The sequence below is a fragment of the Saccharothrix isguenensis genome (genome assembly GCF_052936305.1).
Genome location: NZ_CP193626.1, coordinates 4,034,631 through 4,053,533, shown reverse-complemented (window position 1 = coordinate 4,053,533; position 18,903 = coordinate 4,034,631). Strand labels below are relative to the sequence as shown.

Sequence of the window (18,903 nt, the reverse complement as noted above, 5' to 3'; positions counted from 1 at the left end):
TGCCGACCGGCGCGCCTGACCAGTCCCCCGCCGCGCCGGACCCCGGCGCCTACTGCATGACGCGTCGGCCGAAGCGGGCGTTGCCGAACTCGGCGGCCTCGCCGATCAACGCCGACCCCACGTCCGTGCGCCCCCGGAACCACGCGTGCCGGAACCAGGCGTCCTGGTGGAACACCACCTCGCCGAACAACGCCCGCCCGCCGAACCGGACGTGCCGGAAGTCCGCCAGCCCCGACACCTCGGCCCGCCGCAGGTCCGCCCGGCCCGACACCTTCGCCCGCGCGAACACCAGCTGGTCCGCCACCTGGGCCGACCGCAGCGACACGTTCCCCGCGAACACCACCGACGCGAACGACGCCGACCGCGCGAACAGCACCTCGGTGAACAGCGCGTGCCGCAGGAACCGGGCGCCCCCGAAGTCGGCGTCGCCCGTCACCGTCGTCGCCTCGAACCGCGCGTCGCCCAGGAACACCGCGCCCACCAGGTCCACCCGACGCACCCGGCACCCGGACAGGTCCAGGTCGACCATGATCGAGCCCGGTGCCACCAGGTCCATCCCCGGCCAGAAGTCGTCGCCCGGCCGCAGGTGCGCCACCAGCTCCCGCTGCACCGCCGTGCGCCACGGCGCGTCCAGCCCCCGGCTCACCCCGCCGCGCAGCGCCGCCAGCCACGTGTCCACCACCGCCTGCCGCCGTCGCGGCACCTGCCGGCCGATCTCGGCCAGCAGCAGCAAGCCCTCGGTCTCGCCCGACCGGAACCTCCGGTTGGCCTCCCGCCACACCGACACCGCGGCCGGGGCCACCGCCTCCGGTCCCACCCGCCGCCGCGCGTGCTCGTCCAGCAACGTGTCCGAGCGGGACGCGCGCACGTGGCGCACGACCACCCAGACGACGACCAACGCCACCGCCAACGGCACCAGCCACGAGGACATACCCCCGATCATGCCCCCACCCGTAGGTCGACGGACGTATCCCCCGTCACCGCTTCCCGCCCGACGCCGGGACGTCCGCCCGCGCGGAGCATCGACACCCTGACCACCCCACACCCCGGCACCCGGCCGCCAGGCCCGCAGCGCGCCTCCGACGCCGACCGCGAGCACACCGCGACCCGACTCCGCGTCGCAGTCGGGGAGGAACGCCTCACCCACCCGTTCCCCTGGCCGGCCCTGCTGATGGCCTTCCTGGTCCACCGAGGCGTCCGACGCCGCCGCGACCACACTTCCCGATCACCCAGCCCTGAGGACCCACCTCCGCGCTCGGCCCACCCGCCGCCTCTTCAGCGACCCAGCCACCTCTTCTCCGACCTCTCCACCTCCCGCAATCCTGTTCCGCCGCCGTCCGACCCCGATCCCGGTCCTCCCCGCCGATCCGCCTGTGATCTTGATCCCCTCGGGACCCCGATCCCCCTGCCGGGTCAGCGGATCACGCGCACCCCGCTCCTGCCTTAGAGTCCGCACATGGACCTGACCGACGCGTGCTTCGCGGGCGCCGCCCGACAGGCCGAGCTGCTGCGATCCGGCGCGATCACCGCACGCGACCTCGTCGCCGAATGCCTGCGCCGCATCGACCGGCACGACCGCAGCCTCAACGCGTTCCGGGTCGTCTTCACCGACCGCGCCCTCGCCGACGCCGAGCACGCCGACGCCCGCCGCGCCCGTGGCGAGGACGCGCCCCTGCTCGGCGTGCCCGTCGCGGTCAAGGAGGACATCGCCATCGCGGGCCTGCCCACCACCAAGGGCACCGCCGCGATGGACACCACCGCGCCCGCCGACGCCGAGATCGTCCGCCGCCTGCGCGCCGCCGGAGCCGTCATCGTCGGCCGCACCCGGATGCCCGAACTCGGTCTCTGGCCCTACACCGAGTCCACCTGGGCCGGCGTCACCCGCAACCCGTGGTCACCCGACCACTCGCCGGGCGGGTCCAGCGGCGGGTCCGCCGCCGCGGTGGCCGCGGGTTTCGTCGGAGCGGCCATCGGGACCGACGGCGCCGGGTCGATCCGCATCCCGTCCGCGTGCACGGGCCTGTTCGGGATCAAGCCCCAGCGCGACCACGTCCCGCTCGCCCCGGAGCGCGACGTCTGGGACGGCCTCGTCGCCGCCGGGCCGATCACCCGCCACGTCGCGGACGCCGCCCTGCTCCTCGACGTCCTCGCGCCCGGCACCGACCACACCGCCGCCGTCACCGCACCGCGGACGCTGCGCATCGCCGTGTCCCTGCGCACGTGGGGCCGCGGCATCCCCGTCGACCCCGAGGTGCGCGACGCCGTCCTCGACACCGCCGGGCTGCTCGCCGACCTCGGTCACGACGTCACCCGGATCGACTCGGACCAGCACGACCTCACCGGACCCGCGTGGTTCGCCGTGCGGTACCTGCACTGCGCGGTCACCACCGAGGACCAGCTCGACCGACCCGACCGGCTCGACGCCCGCACCCGCGCCGTCGCCGCCCTCGGCCGGTCACTGCCCGCGCCGGTCGTCCGCGCCGCCCTGGCCCGGACCGCGAAGCTCACCGCGCACGCCAACCGGATCTTCGCCGACCACGACCTGCTGCTCACCCCGGCGCTGACCCGGCCACCGCTGCGCGTCGGCGAGCTGAACCGCCGTCCCACGATCGCCGCGCTGCTCGCCGCCGCCCGGATGACCACGTTCCTGCCGCTGTGGAACGTCACCGGCAACCCGGCCGCCGCGGTCCCCGCCGGCCACACCCGCACCGGCCTGCCGCTGGCGGTGCAGCTGGTCGCCGCCACCGACGACAACAGCACCGTCCTCACCGCCGCCGGCCAACTGGAACGCGCCCGCCCCTGGACCGACCGCCGCCCACCCACCTATCCCTGACCCCGCGAGTCCTCCACTCGGACACCGCGAGTCGCGCGGTACGGCATCCCGAACCGCGCACTCAGGCACCGAAGTCGCGCGCGCCGGACTCCGCCTCGACCACGTGCCGCAACGCGTCGTCCACGCCGTCACCCACCCGCGCCAGCACGTCCCCACGCACCGCCGGCCAGTCACCCCACGCCGACGCCGCCCCGCGCAACCGGTTGTAGGTCTCCACCGCCGGACGCACCAGGAACGCACGCTTCCGCAGGTCCACCGCCCGCTCCGCCCACCCCGCGCGCAGGCACTCGTCCACCCCCAGGTCCACCAACCGGAGCGCCGCGCCGCGCCCGCCCGTCGCCACCAGGCCGCGCTCCACCCACTCCAGCGCCTCCTCGGACCGGCCCGCGTCCCGCAGCACCGTCGCCACCTGCAGGTAGTGCCACCCCGACGACAGGTCCTTCGCCAGCACCGACACCTGCAGGTCCACGTCACCCACGTGCTCGGCCAGCTCCTCCATCAGCCGCAGCAACGCCCACCGCTCCCGGTGGTAGCGCCCGGTCTCGCCGAACCCGATCACCGGCAGCCGCTCGAACCGCGCCTCGGCCTCCGCCCGGTAGCACGCCAGCCCGTCCTCGCCCAACGACGACGCGTACGGCGCCAACCGCACCTCCGGCGGCTCGTCGAACCCGGTCTGCAGCCACAGCAGCCACGACGCCAGCTCACGCCGGTCCGGCGGCTCCGCCAGGCACGCCACCACGTGCAGGTCCAGCACCCGGTCCACCAGCCCGGTCAACGCCGCCCGGTGCTCACGGTCCTGCGCCGCCGCCACCAGCACCCCGGCCAGCTCCTGCGCCACCACCCGCGCCCCGGGACCACCCCGCACCAGGGCGGACAGGTCCGCCACCACCGACGCCAGCTCGTCCCACCGGGCGGGCCACGGGACGTCGACACGGGACAGCGCTGCCGCCGCACGACCGGGTAATGGATCCACGGCGACATCCAACCGCACGCCGGCCCTCCCGGGCGATGCCCATTCGGGCACCCGCCACCCCGTCGACGACGCCCTACCACGGCCCCCGACCACGGCGAAGGGCGCCGGCGATCACGCCGACGCCCTCCACCACCATGTCCAAGATCACTCGTGCAGCGAACGCGGCGACTCCGTCCCGCCGGTGCCCACCTCACGAGCCGGCGTCGCACCCTGGCCCAGCGGCGCCGACGAAGCCGAGCCCAGCGACGGGCTGTCCAGCGGACCGGGCACCTCCTTGCGCGCGACGGCCTCCGCCGCGCGCACCGCCTCGGCGACCGCCGGGTCCGGCGCCGTGTCGAACCAGTCCGCCACCGACGGGTCGTCCTCCTCCGGCGCCGACGTCACCGGCTTCTCGTAGGCCGGCGGCTCGTAGCGGAACACGCCGTCCTCGCCCGGCGCGCCCAGCATCTTCGCGAACCCCTCCAGCGCCTTGCCGTAGTCCGAAGGCACCAGCCACACCTTGTTCGCGTCGCCCTGCGCCATCTGCGGCAACGTCTGCAGGTACTGGTAGGCCAGCACCTCCGGCGTCGGCTTGCCCGCCTTGATCGCCGCGAACACCTTCTCGATCGCCTTTGCCTGGCCCTGCGCCTGCAGGTACCGGGCCGCCCGCTCGCCCTGCGCCCGCAGGATCGCCGACTGCCGCTCCGCCTCGGCGGTCAGGATCGCGGCCTGCTTCGCGCCCTCCGCCGACAGGATCTGCCCCTGCTTCTGGCCTTCCGCGGTCTTGATCGCCGATTCCCGCTGGCCCTCGGCGGTGAGGATCATCGCGCGCTTCTCCCGGTCCGCGCGCATCTGCTTCTCCATCGAGTCCTGGATGGAGGGCGGCGGGTCGATCGCCTTGAGCTCGACCCGCGCCACCCGGATGCCCCAGCGGCCGGTCGCCTCGTCCAGCACGCCGCGCAGCTGGTTGTTGATCTGGTCGCGGGACGTCAGCGTCTCCTCCAGGCTCATCCCGCCGACCACGTTGCGCAGCGTCGTGGTCGCCAACTGCTCGACACCGACGATGTAGTTGGAGATCTCGTACACCGCCGCCCGCGGATCGGTCACCTGGAAGTACACGACCGTGTCGATCGACACGGTCAGGTTGTCCTTGGTGATCACCGGCTGCGGCGGGAACGACACCACCTGCTCGCGCAGGTCGATCTTCGCCCGCACCCGGTCGAAGAACGGCACCAGGATGTTCAACCCCGGCGCGGCGGTGGTGCGGTAGCGGCCCAGCCGCTCGATCACCGCGGCCGTGGCCTGCGGGATCACCAGCACCGACTTCACCATGACTATCAACACGAACAACACCAGGACCGCGATGACGATCAGCGTGGTGGTCAACTCTCCAGCCTCCACTCAGGCCCCGGACAGCACCACTGCGGTCGCGCCCGAGATCTCGACAACAGTGACTTCGGCGCCGGGCTCGATGACCTCGCGGTCCAACGACCGCGCCGACCACACCTCGCCGCCGATCCGCACCCTACCGTCGTGGCCGTCCACAGTGGACACCACGATCGCGGTGCTGCCCACCAGCGCCTCGACGCCCGACCTGTGGCCCGTGCCCAGCGCCATCCGGCGCTTGATCGCGGGACGCGCGCCCGCCACCAGCCCCAACGACACCACGCCGAACACGACCGCGCTGATCAGCACGTCCGCGCCCATCGCCGACGCGCCCGCCGCGCCCAGCGCGGCCAGACCCAGCATGACCAGCACGAAGTCGCCCGAGAGCACCTCGGCCGCCACCAGGACGACACCGAGGATCAACCAGATCAGCGCGGCCACCCGTCCATCCTCCCACTCCCGAGGCCCCGAGGGGGCGTTTCACCCGAGTCCGGGGTCGGTCACGAAGTCGATCAGCCGCTCCACCGCGCCGATCAACGGCGTCTCCAGGTCCCGGAACCCCGACACCCCGGCCAACACCCGACGCCACCCCTCCCGGGGTTCCCCCCAGCCCAGCGCCTCGCACACCCCTTCCTTCCACTCCACGCCGCGCGGCACCACCGGCCACGCCGCGATCCCCACCGACGCGGGCTTCACCGCCTGCCACACATCCACGAACGGGTGGCCGGTGACGAGGACGTGGTCGTCGTGGATCGCGGACACCAGCCGGGACTCCTTGCTGCCCGCGACCAGGTGGTCCACCAGCACGCCGAGCCGACGCCCCGGGCCGGTGCCGAAGTCCGCGATCCGGTCGGCCAGCACGTCGATCCCGTCCAGCGGCTCGACCACCACGCCCTCCACCCGCAGGTCGTGCCCCCACACGCGTTCCACCAGCTCCGCGTCGTGCAGGCCCTCCACCCAGATGCGGCTGTCGCGCGCCGTGCGGGCCCGCAGGCCGTCGACCTTCACCGAGCCGGACGCCGTGCGCGCCGGTGTCGCGGCGGCCGGCGCGGGCCGGACCAGCGTCACCGGCCGTCCGTCCACCAGGAAACCGGCCGGGAGCAGCGGGAACAGCCGGTGGCGGCCGTGCCGGTCCTCCAGCACCACCTGCCCGTGCTCGAAGCGCACCACCGCGCCGCAGAACCCCGACGCCGGGTCCTCCGCCACCAGCCCGACCTCGGCCACCACCTCGGGCACCGTCTTGCGCTTGCGGCCCGACAGCACGTCGCGGCCGTAGTCGTGTGATCGCACGGCCGGCGACGTTACCCGGCCCCCGCGGCAGAACCCCGCTACGCCGTGCGGGCGACCGACGGGTGGTCGGGGAAGAATCCGGCGAACACCTCGCACCACGCCGCCAACCGGTCCCCGTCCACCACCGCCGACCAGCGTTCGACGCCGTCGCGCAGGTCCGGGGACGCGTAGGCGAGGTCGACCGCGTCGACCGCCGGGTCGCCCACGCACGGCCGCGGGTCGATCGCCACCAGGCCCCGCTCACCCGCGTCCAGCACGTTCCCGAAGTGCAGGTCGCCGTGCAGCAACGTCGCCGCCACCCGGTCCCGCGCCAACGCCGCCGCCTTCGCGTGCGCCGCGTCGTGGTCGCCCGGATACCGTTCGCGCAGGACACCGAAGATGAAGTCCACCCGCTCGGCCAACGGCGGGAACCCCTCCCGGGGTGGGACGTGCAGGGCCCGCAGCACGTCCGCCAGCGCCGATGCGTCCGAGCCCGGTCCGTCCCGCGCGGGCGTGCCGGGGACCAGCCCTTCCAGCAGCAACGCGCCCCGCGCCGGGTCCACCCGCAGCGCCCGCACCAGCCGCGGCGACGGCTCCCACGCCCGCAGCGCCGCGTGCTCCTGGACCGCGAGCAGCGGCTCCGGCGTCACCTTCAGCACCACCGGCTCACCCGCGCGGTCGCACAGCAGCGCGTGCGACGTGCCGCCCGTCAACGGCCGCACCACGTCCAGGCCCCAGTCCCGGCACAACCCCGCCACCAGCGCCGGCACCCCGTCCAGCCAGGACCGCACCCCCGGGCCGAACCGCCGCACCATGCGCGTCTCCAGCGACGTCACCGGTGGTCCAGCCTCAGGATGAACTCCTCCACGTCCTCGCCCCGCCCCTCCGCGTACCCGACGTCCTCGCCGACCGCGACGAACCCGCACTTCTCCAGCACCCGCAGCGACCCCACGTTGTCCACCGCCGCCCGCGCGTACAGCGGACGCACCGGGTCCTCCTCCAGGAACAGCTGCAACGCCGCCGTGGCCAGCCCCAGACCCCAGTGCTCCGAATCGATCCAGTACGTGACCTCGGGCGCGCCGAACTCCGCGAACCGCCCCACGTGCCCCACCACCCGGCCGTCGAACACCACCGTCCGCGCCACCGCCGAGTCGTCCGCCAGGATCCGTGCCCACCGCACCAGGAACGCCGCCCGGTCGGACGGGTCGGCCGGCGTGAACGCGGCCATCCACACGGCCTCGGGGTCGCGCTGGTGCTCGAAGAACACCAGCACGTCGGCCGCGGTCACCTCGCGCAGTTCGACGTCCACCCGGCAAGTAGACCTCAGGAACCCCTGCCGCCAGAAGGTCCCCGGCGCCGGATCCACCCGGCGGAGCCGCCGGTCAGAACGCCGGCCAGGGGATCGCCGGCCAGTCGTCCGAGGGCTCCGGGAACACCCCGGCCGCCAGCAGCTTCTCCACCCGCTCGGTCAACGCCCGCACCTCCGCGCGCGTCAGGTGCCCGTGCAGCCGGTCGCCCAGGTCGCCGTCCAGGCACGACCGCAGCCGCCCCAGCGCCTCCACCGCGCCCGCCGGCAGCCCCTCGCCCAGCCAGCCCCACAACACCGTGCGCAGCTTGGGGTCCGCGTGCAGGCAGATCCCGTGGTCCACCCCGTACACGCCGCCGTCCACCGAGTGCAGCACGTGCCCGCCCTTGCGGTCGGCGTTGTTCACCACCACGTCGAACGCCGCCATCTCCCGCACCCGCGGGTGGTCGGCGTGGACCAGCACCGCCGGCTCCCCGTACCGGTCGTGCGCCCGCAGCACCGAACGCCACCCCGGCCGCACCTGGTCCGCCGGCACGATGTCCACCAGGTCGTCGTCCTCGCGGGTCTCCACCCACAGCTGCACCATGCCCGGCCCGAACGGACCCGCCCGCAGCACCGTGGGCGGCACCAGGCCCCAGCCCGCCGCCTCCGACACCAGGTACGTCGCCACCTCGCGGCCCGCCAGCGTGCCGTCCGGGAAGTCCCACAACGGCCGCTCGCCGCGCACCGGCTTGTACACGCACTGCCCGGTCACGCCGTCGAGCTCGATCCGGCAGAACAGCGTCGCGTTCGACGCGTCCACCAACCGCCCCTCGACGTCGATGCGGCCCCGTTCCAGCAGGTCCAGCACACCGTCGTCGCCCGGACCCACGTCCGACCCCACGTCCGGCTCAGCCCTCGTCCGAACGCCGGTAGCCGTTCTGCCGCGGGCAGACGTGCCCCTCCGGGTCCAGCGGCTCCGCGCACAGCGGACACGGCTTGCGACCCGCCCGCACCACCCGGTCCGCGCGTTCGGCGAACGCCCGCGCCTCCACCGGGCTGAGGAACACCCGCACCGCGTCCGGACCCTCCTCGGTGTCGTCGAGCACCACCGCCTCGTCGACCTCCTCCTCGGTGATCGCGAGCAGTTCGACGACCACCGCGCGGGACTCGGCGTCCCACCCCAGCCCCATCGTGCCGACCTTGAACTCCTCCTCGACCGGCACCGACAGCGGTTCGGTGTCCCGGAGGTCGTCGGGGACCACGTCGGGGACCTCCGCGCCGAACCGCCGGTGCACCTCCTCCAGCAGCGAGCCGATGCGCTCGGCGAGTACGGCGACCTGTTGCTTCTCCAGCGCCACGCTCACCATCCGGGCCTCCTCGGAGGCCTGCAGGTAGAACGTGCGCTCGCCAGGCTGCCCGACTGTGCCGGCGACGAACCGGTCGGGCTGGCGGAATACGTGGATGACGCGTGCCATGACAACGACGACCCTAGGCCACGCGAGCAAGATCGGCAGCCCTGCCCCCGCGATTCGAGTCGTCCCCGACCGTTCCCGCACAAAGGCGCCGGCCGGGGGGCGGACACCCGGATAGGGTCGGCCGCGTGGTGAAGATCGCACCGTACGGAACGTGGACATCGCCCATCGGCGCGGCCGACGCCGCCGCGGCCGGTGGGGGCCTCTACTGGGTCGACCTGCACGACGGTCGACCCTGGTGGGCCGAGGGACGACCGGGCGAGGGCGGCAGGGTCGCCCTGGTGCGCGACGGGCAGGACGTGCTGCCGCCCCCGTGGAACGTGCGCAACCGCGTCCACGAGTACGGCGGCCGGCCGTGGGTCGTGCTGGACACCCCGTCGGGGACGCGCGTGGCGTTCACGAACTGGGACGACCAGCGGATCTACGTGGTCGACCCCGACGACCCCTCGCCCGTGCCGCTGACCCCCGCCCCGTCGCGGCACCACGGATACCGGTACGCCGACCTCACCGCCGGGCCCGCCGGCGAGGTGTGGTGCGTGCGCGAGACCGTGACCGGTGACGCGCGCACCGACGTGCGCCGCGAACTGGTCGCGCTGCCGCTGGACGGCTCCCCGGTGCGGGTGCTGGGCGCGAGCCACCACTTCATGAGCGGACCGCGGCTCTCGCCCGACGGCCGCCACTACGCCTGGATCGGCTGGGACCACCCGCGCATGCCGTGGGACGGGACCGAGCTGTGCGTCGCCGAGGTCGGCTCCTCCGAGTACCGCGTGCTCGCCGGCGGGCCCGCGGAGGCCGTCTGCCAGGTCGACTGGGAGACGCCCGCGGACGGCGGCGCGCCGCCGCTGCTCGCGGTCACCGACCCCGAGGGCTGGTGGAACCTGTTCCGCATCGGCCTGGACGGCACGTCGAAGAACCTCGCCCCGTGCGCCGAGGAGCTGGGCGGCCCGCTGTGGCGGCTGGGCAGCCGCTGGTTCGCCCCGATCGGCGCGGGCCGGTACGCCGTGCTGCGCTCGGGGAAGCTGGCCGTCCTCGACGAGCGCAGCGGCACCGTCACCGATGTCGACGTGGACCTGCCGGAGTGGCAGTCGCACCTCGCCGTGCACGACGGTGTCGTGGTCAGCGGCGCCGCCGGACCGGCCGCCGAGTCCGTGGTGGTGTCGCTGGACCTGTCCACCGGGACGCTCACCGAGCACACCTCCGGCGAGTCGACCCTGCCGGTGGCCTACCTGCCGGTGCCCGAGGAGCGCGTGTTCAGCGGTCCGGACGGCGACGTCCCGGCCTACGTGTACCCGCCGCGCAACCCCGGGTTCGCCGCGCCCGAGGGCGAGAAGCCGCCGTACGTCGTGCACGTCCACGGCGGGCCGACCGGGCGGTCGCTGCCCGTGCTGGACCTGGAACTGGCCTACCTGACCAGCCGGGGCATCGGGGTGGTCGCGGTGAACTACGGCGGCTCCACCGGGTACGGGCGGGCGTTCCGCGAGCGGCTGCGCGGGCAGTGGGGCGTGGTCGACGTCGAGGACTGCGCCGCCGTGGCGCAGGCGCTGGCCGACGAGGGCACCGCCGACGGGGACCGGCTCGGCATCCGCGGCGGCAGTGCGGGCGGGTGGACGTCGGCCGCGTCGCTGACGTCGGTGAAGACCTACCGGTGCGGGATGGTCGCGTTCCCCATCCTCGACCTGGCCGGGTGGACCGGTGAGGGCGGCGAGACGCACGACTTCGAGTCCCGGTACGTGGACGGCCTGGTAGGGCCGTGGCCGGAGTCAGCCGCGCTGTACGCCGAGCGGTCGCCGTCCCACCGGGTGGACAGGCTCGCCGGGCCGGTGCTGCTGCTGCAGGGGCTGGAGGACGAGATCTGCCCGCCGGAGCAGGCGAACCGCTTCGCTGCCGCGATGGCCCGTACGGGCATCCCGCACGCGTACCTGACGTTCGAGGGCGAGCAGCACGGGTTCCGCAAGGCGGAGACGATCGTGGCGGCGTTGGAGGCGGAGCTGTCGTTCTACGGCCAGGTCTTCGGCTTCACGCCGGAGGGGATCCCGGTCCTGGAGCTGCGCCGATGACACCGGACCCAGCCCGGGCAGCCGGTGCGGACGCGGCCCGTCCCGCAGCCGGTCCCACGGCGGTCACCCGGCCGGAGGCAACCGCCGGTCCCGCCGCCCCACCCCGAACGCCGCTGCTGCGGCCGGGCGACCGCGTCACCGTCGTCAGCCCCGCCGGCCCCTGCTCCGCCGAGCTCCTCGAAGCGGGCACGACGTGGCTGCGGACCTGGGGCCTGGACGTCCGACTGGCCCCGAACGTCCTCGCCACCCACCCGACCCTGCCCTACCTCGCCGGCCCCGACGCCGACCGCGCCCACGACTTCGAACAGGCCTGGCTCGACCCGTCCGTCGCCGGCGTCCTCTGCGCACGCGGCGGCTACGGCAGCATGCGCATGGTCGACCTCGTCGACTGGACCGCCGTCGCCGCACACCGCAAGGTGTTCGTCGGCTCCAGCGACACCACCGCCCTGCACGAGCGGTTCTGGCACCACGGCACACCCACCTGGTTCGGCCCGATGATCGGCACCAGGGCGTTCGTCGAGGACACCGCCGCCCGCGACCGGCTCCACCGCGCCCTGTTCACCGGCGTGCGGTCCTACACCGGCGTCGGCATGGTGCCCGGAACGGCGCGGGGCGTCGCGGTCGGCGGCAACCTGAGCCTCCTCGGCGCGCCGCCGCCCGACGGTGCGATCCTCCTGCTGGAGGACGTCAACGAAGAGCCCTACCGACTCGACCACATCCTCACCCGCCTGCTGCGATCAGGCTGGTTCGACCCGGTCGCGGGGCTGGTCCTGGGCTCGTGGGTGGGCTGCGGCGACGCGTCCCCGGTCCTGGTCGACCGGTTGGGCGATCTCGGCGTGCCGATCGTCGCCGACGCCGGCTTCGGGCACTGCGAGGCGCAAGTCACCGTGCCCTTCGGCGTGTCGGTCGAGATCGACGGCGCCGCCGGTGTGGTAACCGTACTCGGGTGAAGATCCACGTCGCCGACGGCGCGTTCGACGCACCCGTCTGGGAACCGGCTTCCGGACACGGGCCCGGGCTGGTGCTGATCCAGGAGATCTTCGGTCTGGACGACTACCTGGAGTCCGTCGCCGCCGACCTCGCCGCGCTCGGCTACGTCGTCGCCGTGCCCGAACTGTTCTGGCGCGTCGCGCCGGGCTGGTCCTCGGGCCACGACGACGCCGGACTCGCCGCGTCCATGGACGTCGCCTCCCGCTTCGACCCGGCCCTCGGCGTGTCCGACGTCGTCGCCACCCTCGATCAACTGCGTGCCCGCACCGGACGTGCGGGCCTCTTCGGGTTCTGCCTGGGCGGATCCCTGGCCTACGAGGCGGCGATGACCGCCGACCCCGACGTCACCGTCTCCTTCTACGGCTCCACGGTGCCGGACCGGATCACCGGCATCGACGCGGTCACCTGCCCCATCCAGTTCCACTTCGGCGGCCGGGACCCCTACATCCCGCGCCCGGCCGTGCAACGCGTGGTCGACGCGCTCGCCGACCGGCCCGACGCGGAGATCCACGTCCAGGAGGAAGCGGGCCACGCCTTCCACAACCGCGTAGCCCCGATGTTCCACCACCCGGCCGCCGCCGCCACCGCGTGGACGCTCACCACCGGGTTCCTGGCCCGGACCTTCCCACCCGATCCGGCCTGACCCTTGTTCCCATGATCGACGACTTCGCGAAGGCGTACCTGCACAGCGATCTCCGAGAGGTCCGCCAGGCGGTGCTCTCGAAGCTCGACGGGCTGGGCGAGTACGGGATCCGCCGTCCCCTGACGACGACGGGAACCAACCTCCTCGGACTGGTCAAACACCTGACGCTGTCGGAGTCCCGGTACTTCGGCGAGGTCTTCGACCGACCGTTCCCCGAACCGCTGCCCCGATGGGACGACCTCGACGCGCGCGGAGCCGACATGTGGGCGACCGAGCACGAGACGCGTGAGGAGATCACCGCCCGTTACCGACGTGTGTGGGCGCACTCCGACGCGACGATCGCCGCGCTTCCCATCGACGCACCGGGCCATGTGCCCTGGTGGCCACGCCCCGACGTGATGCTGTTCACGGCCCTGGTCCACGTGCTCACCGAGACCAGCCGGCACGCCGGGCACGCCGACATCCTGCGAGAACAGCTCGACGGCACGACCGGAACGGCGGCCGGACCTGCCAAGCCGCCACGCGACGCGGCCTTCTGGGCGGCCCGCCGAGCCGAGATCGAGAGGGCCGCCACAGCGGCGTCGAACGGCAAGACCACCTGAGGCGGCACACCACCGCGCCGGCCGACCACCCGCCGATCACCCCGCCGGACTACCGAAACCAGCCCCGGTGCCTGCCCCGCCGCCGGGCGCGCTGATCGAGTCGGGCGCGGCGGTTCGGCGGTCACGACCGGGCCGCGGAGTCATGACGCCGCACGGTCGCCGGGCCCGTCGTGCCGTCACTGGTTGTCGCGCAGTGTCTGACTGTCCCGCAGCGTCTGGGTGTCGCGTCGAACCTCCTCCGCCTGTTGGTTGACCGACTGGATCTCGGCGGCCAAGCCGGGGTCGGTCGCCCGGACCTTCGCCAAGGCCGCCGTCAAGGGACCGAGCAGCGCGACGGCGTCGTCCTCCGCCAGCGCCTCGCGGACCACCACGTCCACCCGGCCCACCTGACCGGCCAGGCTGCGCAAGGACGCGGCGTTGTCCCGGGCCCACTGCGACACCGCGCGGTCGGCCGCCCGCCGGTCCCGCTCGGCCCGCACCCGACCCTCGGCCGTCGCGCCCAGCTCCGACGGGCGCAGCCTCAGGTAGCGGCGCTCGGCGGCCTGCCGACTGGCCACCCCGAGCGCCGGCGCGAGCTCGGCCCAACTCGTGCCCAGCTCACGCGCCGCGGCGATCAACTGCGGCTCCCATCCGGCCAACTCGTCGCGCAACCGCCGCAGCAGGACCAGCGCGGACAACACCTGCCCCGCACTGAGGTCTTCTCCGGTGGCCGCCGCCCGGACGGTCTCGTAATCTCCGATCGCCATGACGTCAACCTACAGATGACAAGTGGGGTTGTCAACGAGGTGACGACGTGGTAGAACTGAGTGGCAGCGCATTGACCGACCAAACAGGAGGTGTTCCCGATGTTGATGCGCACGGACCCGTTCCGCGAGCTGGACCGACTGGCGCAGCAGTTCTTCACCGGACCGGGCACCTGGTCGCGGCCCACGTCCATGCCGATGGACGCCTACCGCGCCGGTGACGAGTTCGTGGTGGAGTTCGACCTGCCCGGTGTCAGCCCGGACGCGATCGACCTCGACGTGGAACGCAACGTGCTCACCGTCAAGGCGGAGCGGCGCCCGAGCCGGACGGACAACGAGGTCGAGATGCAGCTGTCCGAGCGGCCCCTCGGTGTGTTCTCCCGGCAGCTGTTCCTCGGCGACTCGCTCGACCTCGACCACATCAAGGCCGACTACGACTCCGGCGTGCTGACGCTGCGTATCCCCGTCGCCGAGAAGGCGAAGCCCCGCAAGATCACCATCGGCCACACCGACGGCGCACCGAAGGAGATCAACGCCTGAGCCGACCGCCGTCGGATCCCAGGACGTGCACCGGGTCTACGGCGGGTAGGCCCGGTGCACGGCGCACGTCCACCACAACGCACACCCACAACCTCTGCCGGCCACCGCGCGCGGCGGTGGCCGGCAGAGGGACCCCGGCGGAAACCGGTCGCTCGCGGCGGCGGACTTCCGGCAGGATCCCCGGCCATGCGACCGGAGCCGGGAGAAGTGCTGCACTTCTCGGAAGACCCGACGATCACCCGGTTCGAGCCGCACGTCGCGGCGACGGCACGGCAGCCCGAGGCCTATGTGTGGGCCGTCGACCACGACCGGGCGCCCGACTACTGGTTCCCGCGCCAGTGTCCGCGCGCGATGGCATGGGTGGAGCCGACCACCAGCCCCGACGACCGGGCATGGCTGGGCGCCGAACGGGTGCACGCGATCGAGTTCGGCTGGCTGAGCCGGATGCAGACGGCGCGCCTGTACGCGTACAGGTTCGACGCGCGGGCGTTCCGGCAGTTCGGCGAGCCGCCCAACGCCCACGTGGCGACCCGACCGGTCGAACCGCTCGGCGCACCCGTGCAGGTCGGCGACCTGCTGGCGTTGCACGAGGCCGCCGGCATCGAGGTGCGGCTGATGCCGAACCTGTGGCCGTTCTGGCGGAGGGTGGTGGCCGGCACGCTCGGGTTCAGCGGCATCCGGCTGCGCAACGCCCTGCCCCAATCAGAAGCACCCCGGTAAGGCGACAGCGGGCGGCGGGGGGCGAACAGGGCACCACCGCGTGCGGCGCGGTGGGTTGCCTACATACCGACCGGTCGGTACCCTCGCGGAGTGGAAGAACGGCGCATCGACGCGGTGGTGCTGGACTGGGGTGGCGTGCTCACGGTCTCCGTGCCCGCCTTCATCGAGGACTGGCTGACTTCGGACAACATCGACCGGGCCCGCTACGGCGAGACCATGCGGAACTGGATGGGACGGCGGGCGGCGCCGGACAACCCGGTGTTCCGGTTGGAGACCGGCGAGCTGACGCCCGCGGAGTTCGAAGCGCTCCTGGCCGCCGAGCTCGTCACCCTCGACGGCCGCGAGGTGGCGTCGAAAGGCCTGCTCCGCCGCATGTTCGGCAGCGCCCAGCCCGATCCGAAGATGGTCGAACTGGTCCGCGAACTGCGCGCCGACGGCCTCCGGACCGTCCTGCTGTCCAACAGCTGGGGCGAGGGCTACCCCGAAGACCTCCTGCTGGAGCTGTTCGACACCATCGTGATCAGCGGCCGGATCGGCATGCGCAAACCGGACCCGCGCATCTTTCGCCACACCCTCGACCAGATCGACCTGCCCGCCCACCGGTGCGTGTTCTTCGACGACGCGCCGGTCAACGTCGAAGGGGCGCAGGCGGTCGGCATGCACGCCCACCTCCACACCGACGCCGACACCACGCGCGCCGTGATCGCCCAGCTCAGGGGAGCCGCCGCATGACCGGACTACCGGGCCTGGACCTCGACCGGCTCGCCGCCCACCTCGACACCGCACCCCTGACCGCCGAACTGATCCCCGGCGGCCGTTCCAACCTCACCTACCGCGTCACCGACGGCACCCGCCGCTGGGTCCTGCGCCGCCCGCCGCTGGGCCACGTCCTGGCCACCGCCCACGACATGGCCCGCGAACACCGGGTGATCAAAGCCCTCGCCGACACCGCCGTGCCGGTGCCGCGGGTCGAGCTGCTGTGCGAGGACACCGACGTCATCGGCGCGCCGTTCTACCTGATGGAGGAGGTCCCCGGCGCGGCACTGCGGCACCGCGACCAGTGCCCGTGGATGACCCCGGACAAGGCGAAGGCGCTGTCCGAACGGCTGGTCGACGTGCTCGCCGACCTCCACGCCGTCGACCCGGAAGCGGTCGGCCTGGGCGACTTCGGCCGCCCGGACGGCTTCCTCAAGCGCCAGGTCTCCCGCTGGGGCAAGCAGCTGGACGCCTCCCGCAGCCGCGACCTGCCCGGCATCGACGACCTGCGCGACCACCTCGCCGACACCGTCCCCGCCTCCTCCCGCGCCACGATCGTGCACGGCGACTACCGGCTGGACAACGTCCTGGTCACCGAGGACCCGGTGGACATCAGCGCGGTCCTGGACTGGGAGATGGCCACGCTGGGCGACCCGCTCGCCGACCTCGGCCTGCTGTGCGTGTACTGGAACGGCATCGGCGCACGCGACGACGACCCGATCACCGGCACCGTGCCCACCCTGCCCGGGTTCGCCGGCACCGACGAGATGGTGCGCCGCTACGCCGAGCGCAGCGGCGCCGACACCAGCGGCCTCGCCTGGTACACGGCGTTCGCCTACTTCAAGCTCGCCGTGATCCTCGAAGGCATCCACTTCCGCTTCACCCACGGCCAGACCGTGGGAGCGGGGTTCGACCAGATCGGCCAACTCACCCTGCCGCTGGTCCGGCAGGGACTCGCCGCGACCTCAGGGGAGCACTGATGGACTTCGCCTACGACGCCAAGACCGAGGAACTGCGCGGCAGGCTGCTGCGGTTCATGGACGAGTTCGTCTACCCCGCCGAACCGGTCGCCGAGCAGCAGCTCCACGACGCCGAGGACCCGTGGGTCCGCCCGGCCGTCCTCGACGAGCTCAAGGCCGAGGCGCGCAGGCAGGGCCTGTGGAACCTGTTCCTGCCCGACTCCGAGCTCGGCGGCGGCCTGACGAACCTCCAGTACGCGCCGCTGGCCGAGATCACCGGGCGCAGCCCGCACCTGGCGCCCGAAGCGCTCAACTGCGCCGCGCCGGACACCGGGAACATGGAGGTGCTGACGATGTTCGGCACCGAGCAGCAGAAGAAGCAGTGGCTGCGGCCCCTGCTGGACGGCGAGATCCGCTCCGCGTTCTGCATGACCGAACCCGACGTCGCCTCCTCCGACGCCACCAACATCGCCACCAGCATCGTGCGCGACGGCGACGAGTACGTCGTCAACGGCACCAAGTGGTGGTCGTCGGGCGCGATGAACCCGAACTGCGCGATCTTCATCGTGATGGGCAAGACCGACCCCGACGCCGAACGGCACCGCCAGCAGGCCATGATCCTCGTGCCGCGCGACACGCCCGGTGTGCAGGTCAAGCGCGGTATGCACGTGTTCGGCTACACCGACGCCTCGCACGGCGGCCACGCCGAGATCGTGTTCGACAACGTCCGCGTGCCCGCCGACAACCTCATCGCCGGCGAGGGCGAGGGCTTCGCGATCGCCCAGGCCCGCCTCGGCCCCGGCCGCATCCACCACTGCATGAGGCTGATCGGCATCGCCGAGCGCGCGCTGGAACTGATGTGCCGCCGCGCCATCTCCCGCGTCGCGTTCGGTCAGCCGATCGCCCGCCAGGGCGTGGTGCAGGAGTGGATCGCCGAGTCGCGGGTCCGCATCGAGCAGGCCCGGCTGCTGGTGCTCAAGACGGCGTGGCTGATGGACACCGTCGGGAACAAGGGCGCGCACACCGAGATCCAGGCCATCAAGATCGGCACGCCGCTCATGGCGGAGTGGGTGCTGGACAAGGCGATCCAGGCGCACGGAGCCGGCGGCGTGAGTCAGGACTTCCCGCTGGCGGAGCTGTGGGCTGCGGCGCGGACTCTGCGGCTGGCCGACGGGCCGGACGAGGTGCACCGGATGTCGCTGGCGAAGCGGGAGCTGAAGCGGTACCTGTGACGGGTGAGCGACTACGACGTGTTCCTGGCCGACTGTCCCGCCCGCACGACCCTGGAGGTCATCGGGCACACCTGGTCGGTCGTGGTGGTGGTCGCGCTCGGGGAGAAGTCGCTGCGCTACGGCGAGCTGCTGGACCGGATCGGCGGCATCAGCAACAAGATGCTCACGCAGACGTTGGCGCGGCTGCGCGGGAACGGTCTGGTGGTCGGGGTCGGCGGCCGGTACGAGCTGACCGGGCTCGGGCGGTCGCTGCTCACGCCGGTGCGGGCGCTGGCGGCTTGGGCGGAGGAGCACACCGGCGACCTGCTCGACGCCGGTGTGCCTCGCTCGGTGGGGTCGTCGCGGACCCCGGTGTCGACGTCCGGAGGCGCGTCCCCAGTCGACCACCCGACAGGCCCACGCTGACCCGCGCTGGAAGAGGTGTGGGCCGCCACCGGGCTGCCCGGACGCGGCGGGCCCAC

The 18,903-nt window shown here is 73.3% G+C and carries 21 protein-coding genes; 11 read left to right on the top strand and 10 right to left on the bottom strand.

What is annotated here, in order from left to right:
* Positions 1–49 precede the first annotated feature (49 nt).
* A complete protein-coding gene (locus ACRAKI_RS18430; protein WP_447001740.1) occupies positions 50–931 on the bottom strand; it encodes a pentapeptide repeat-containing protein in 882 nt (293 codons plus the stop codon).
* Between the two features lie 525 nt (positions 932–1,456).
* Between ACRAKI_RS18430 and ACRAKI_RS18425 the strand changes: the two genes are divergently transcribed.
* Positions 1,457–2,833 (top strand): amidase, encoded by a 1,377-nt coding sequence (locus ACRAKI_RS18425; protein WP_447001739.1) that lies wholly within the window; start codon positions 1,457–1,459, stop codon positions 2,831–2,833.
* 61 nt (positions 2,834–2,894) lie between these two features.
* Here the strand turns inward: ACRAKI_RS18425 and ACRAKI_RS18420 are convergent, their stop codons facing one another.
* The 8 genes from ACRAKI_RS18420 to ACRAKI_RS18385 form a co-directional block, all read right to left on the bottom strand.
* Complete coding sequence (locus ACRAKI_RS18420; RefSeq protein WP_447001738.1) at positions 2,895–3,824, bottom strand: hypothetical protein; 930 nt, start codon at positions 3,822–3,824, stop codon at positions 2,895–2,897.
* Positions 3,825–3,950: 126 nt separating this feature from the next.
* Positions 3,951–5,117, bottom strand: a complete 1,167-nt coding sequence (locus ACRAKI_RS18415) for an SPFH domain-containing protein (protein WP_447008448.1) — start codon at positions 5,115–5,117, stop codon at positions 3,951–3,953.
* Positions 5,118–5,186: 69 nt separating this feature from the next.
* Complete coding sequence (locus ACRAKI_RS18410; protein ID WP_447001737.1) at positions 5,187–5,612, bottom strand: NfeD family protein; 426 nt, start codon at positions 5,610–5,612, stop codon at positions 5,187–5,189.
* Between the two features lie 39 nt (positions 5,613–5,651).
* Positions 5,652–6,461 carry a DUF3097 domain-containing protein gene (locus ACRAKI_RS18405; protein WP_447001736.1) on the bottom strand — a complete coding sequence of 270 codons (810 nt, stop codon included), beginning with the start codon at positions 6,459–6,461 and terminating at the stop codon, positions 5,652–5,654.
* 38 nt (positions 6,462–6,499) lie between these two features.
* Positions 6,500–7,276 carry an aminoglycoside phosphotransferase family protein gene (locus ACRAKI_RS18400; RefSeq protein WP_447001735.1) on the bottom strand — a complete coding sequence of 259 codons (777 nt, stop codon included), beginning with the start codon at positions 7,274–7,276 and terminating at the stop codon, positions 6,500–6,502.
* On the bottom strand, positions 7,273–7,749 hold the full coding sequence (locus ACRAKI_RS18395; RefSeq protein WP_447001734.1) for a GNAT family N-acetyltransferase: 477 nt from the start codon (positions 7,747–7,749) through the stop codon (positions 7,273–7,275). The genes ACRAKI_RS18400 and ACRAKI_RS18395 overlap by 4 nt, the downstream gene beginning before the upstream one ends.
* 73 nt (positions 7,750–7,822) lie before the next feature.
* On the bottom strand, positions 7,823–8,629 hold the full coding sequence (locus ACRAKI_RS18390) for an SCO1664 family protein (RefSeq protein WP_447001733.1): 807 nt from the start codon (positions 8,627–8,629) through the stop codon (positions 7,823–7,825).
* Between the two features lie 7 nt (positions 8,630–8,636).
* Complete coding sequence (locus ACRAKI_RS18385; RefSeq protein WP_447001732.1) at positions 8,637–9,203, bottom strand: DUF3090 domain-containing protein; 567 nt, start codon at positions 9,201–9,203, stop codon at positions 8,637–8,639.
* Positions 9,204–9,328: 125 nt separating this feature from the next.
* On the opposite strand from ACRAKI_RS18385, the gene ACRAKI_RS18380 reads away from it, so the two are divergent.
* From ACRAKI_RS18380 to ACRAKI_RS18365, 4 genes are read left to right on the top strand one after another with little or no spacing between them, the layout of a single operon-like run.
* Positions 9,329–11,257, top strand: coding sequence for a prolyl oligopeptidase family serine peptidase (locus ACRAKI_RS18380; RefSeq protein WP_447001731.1), 1,929 nt, complete (start codon positions 9,329–9,331; stop codon positions 11,255–11,257).
* A complete protein-coding gene (locus ACRAKI_RS18375; protein WP_447001730.1) occupies positions 11,254–12,207 on the top strand; it encodes a S66 peptidase family protein in 954 nt (317 codons plus the stop codon). Before ACRAKI_RS18380 ends, ACRAKI_RS18375 begins: the two co-directional genes overlap by 4 nt.
* Positions 12,204–12,890, top strand: coding sequence for a dienelactone hydrolase family protein (locus tag ACRAKI_RS18370; RefSeq protein WP_447001729.1), 687 nt, complete (start codon positions 12,204–12,206; stop codon positions 12,888–12,890). Before ACRAKI_RS18375 ends, ACRAKI_RS18370 begins: the two co-directional genes overlap by 4 nt.
* 11 nt (positions 12,891–12,901) lie before the next feature.
* Positions 12,902–13,492, top strand: a complete 591-nt coding sequence (locus ACRAKI_RS18365; protein WP_447001728.1) for a DinB family protein — start codon at positions 12,902–12,904, stop codon at positions 13,490–13,492.
* Positions 13,493–13,668: 176 nt separating this feature from the next.
* On the opposite strand, the gene ACRAKI_RS18360 is transcribed toward ACRAKI_RS18365, so the two are convergent.
* On the bottom strand, positions 13,669–14,238 hold the full coding sequence (locus ACRAKI_RS18360) for a hypothetical protein (protein ID WP_447001727.1): 570 nt from the start codon (positions 14,236–14,238) through the stop codon (positions 13,669–13,671).
* A gap of 99 nt (positions 14,239–14,337) precedes the next feature.
* On the opposite strand from ACRAKI_RS18360, the gene ACRAKI_RS18355 reads away from it, so the two are divergent.
* The 6 genes from ACRAKI_RS18355 to ACRAKI_RS18330 all read left to right on the top strand — a co-directional run bounded on the left by ACRAKI_RS18355 (position 14,338) and on the right by ACRAKI_RS18330 (position 18,847).
* Positions 14,338–14,775: an Hsp20/alpha crystallin family protein gene (locus tag ACRAKI_RS18355; protein WP_447001726.1), complete on the top strand. Its 438-nt coding sequence runs from the start codon at positions 14,338–14,340 to the stop codon at positions 14,773–14,775.
* Positions 14,776–14,961: 186 nt separating this feature from the next.
* Entirely contained in the window at positions 14,962–15,495 is a 534-nt protein-coding gene (locus ACRAKI_RS18350) for a DUF6886 family protein (RefSeq protein ID WP_447001725.1), read from the top strand.
* Between the two features lie 90 nt (positions 15,496–15,585).
* Positions 15,586–16,227 (top strand): HAD family hydrolase, encoded by a 642-nt coding sequence (locus tag ACRAKI_RS18345; protein WP_447001724.1) that lies wholly within the window; start codon positions 15,586–15,588, stop codon positions 16,225–16,227.
* On the top strand, positions 16,224–17,231 hold the full coding sequence (locus ACRAKI_RS18340; protein WP_447001723.1) for a phosphotransferase family protein: 1,008 nt from the start codon (positions 16,224–16,226) through the stop codon (positions 17,229–17,231). The genes ACRAKI_RS18345 and ACRAKI_RS18340 overlap by 4 nt, the downstream gene beginning before the upstream one ends.
* Positions 17,231–18,442 (top strand): acyl-CoA dehydrogenase family protein, encoded by a 1,212-nt coding sequence (locus ACRAKI_RS18335; protein WP_447001722.1) that lies wholly within the window; start codon positions 17,231–17,233, stop codon positions 18,440–18,442. The genes ACRAKI_RS18340 and ACRAKI_RS18335 overlap by 1 nt, the downstream gene beginning before the upstream one ends.
* 3 nt (positions 18,443–18,445) lie before the next feature.
* Positions 18,446–18,847, top strand: coding sequence for a winged helix-turn-helix transcriptional regulator (locus ACRAKI_RS18330; protein WP_447001721.1), 402 nt, complete (start codon positions 18,446–18,448; stop codon positions 18,845–18,847).
* The last annotated feature ends 56 nt before the right edge of the window (positions 18,848–18,903 follow it).

Bases quoted from the DNA above. Each gene is read 5' to 3' on its own strand.
- ACRAKI_RS18350 (WP_447001725.1), top strand. From the start codon at position 14,962: ATGCGACCGGAGCCGGGAGAAGTGCTGCACTTCTCGGAAGACCCGACG.
- ACRAKI_RS18425 (WP_447001739.1), top strand. From the start codon at position 1,457: ATGGACCTGACCGACGCGTGCTTCGCGGGCGCCGCCCGACAGGCCGAG.
- ACRAKI_RS18365 (WP_447001728.1), top strand. From the start codon at position 12,902: ATGATCGACGACTTCGCGAAGGCGTACCTGCACAGCGATCTCCGAGAG.
- ACRAKI_RS18340 (WP_447001723.1), top strand. From the start codon at position 16,224: ATGACCGGACTACCGGGCCTGGACCTCGACCGGCTCGCCGCCCACCTC.
- ACRAKI_RS18415 (WP_447008448.1), bottom strand. From the start codon at position 5,117: ATGGTGAAGTCGGTGCTGGTGATCCCGCAGGCCACGGCCGCGGTGATC.
- ACRAKI_RS18385 (WP_447001732.1), bottom strand. From the start codon at position 9,203: ATGGCACGCGTCATCCACGTATTCCGCCAGCCCGACCGGTTCGTCGCC.
- ACRAKI_RS18360 (WP_447001727.1), bottom strand. From the start codon at position 14,238: ATGGCGATCGGAGATTACGAGACCGTCCGGGCGGCGGCCACCGGAGAA.
- ACRAKI_RS18335 (WP_447001722.1), top strand. From the start codon at position 17,231: ATGGACTTCGCCTACGACGCCAAGACCGAGGAACTGCGCGGCAGGCTG.
- ACRAKI_RS18375 (WP_447001730.1), top strand. From the start codon at position 11,254: ATGACACCGGACCCAGCCCGGGCAGCCGGTGCGGACGCGGCCCGTCCC.
- ACRAKI_RS18430 (WP_447001740.1), bottom strand. From the start codon at position 931: ATGTCCTCGTGGCTGGTGCCGTTGGCGGTGGCGTTGGTCGTCGTCTGG.
- ACRAKI_RS18355 (WP_447001726.1), top strand. From the start codon at position 14,338: ATGTTGATGCGCACGGACCCGTTCCGCGAGCTGGACCGACTGGCGCAG.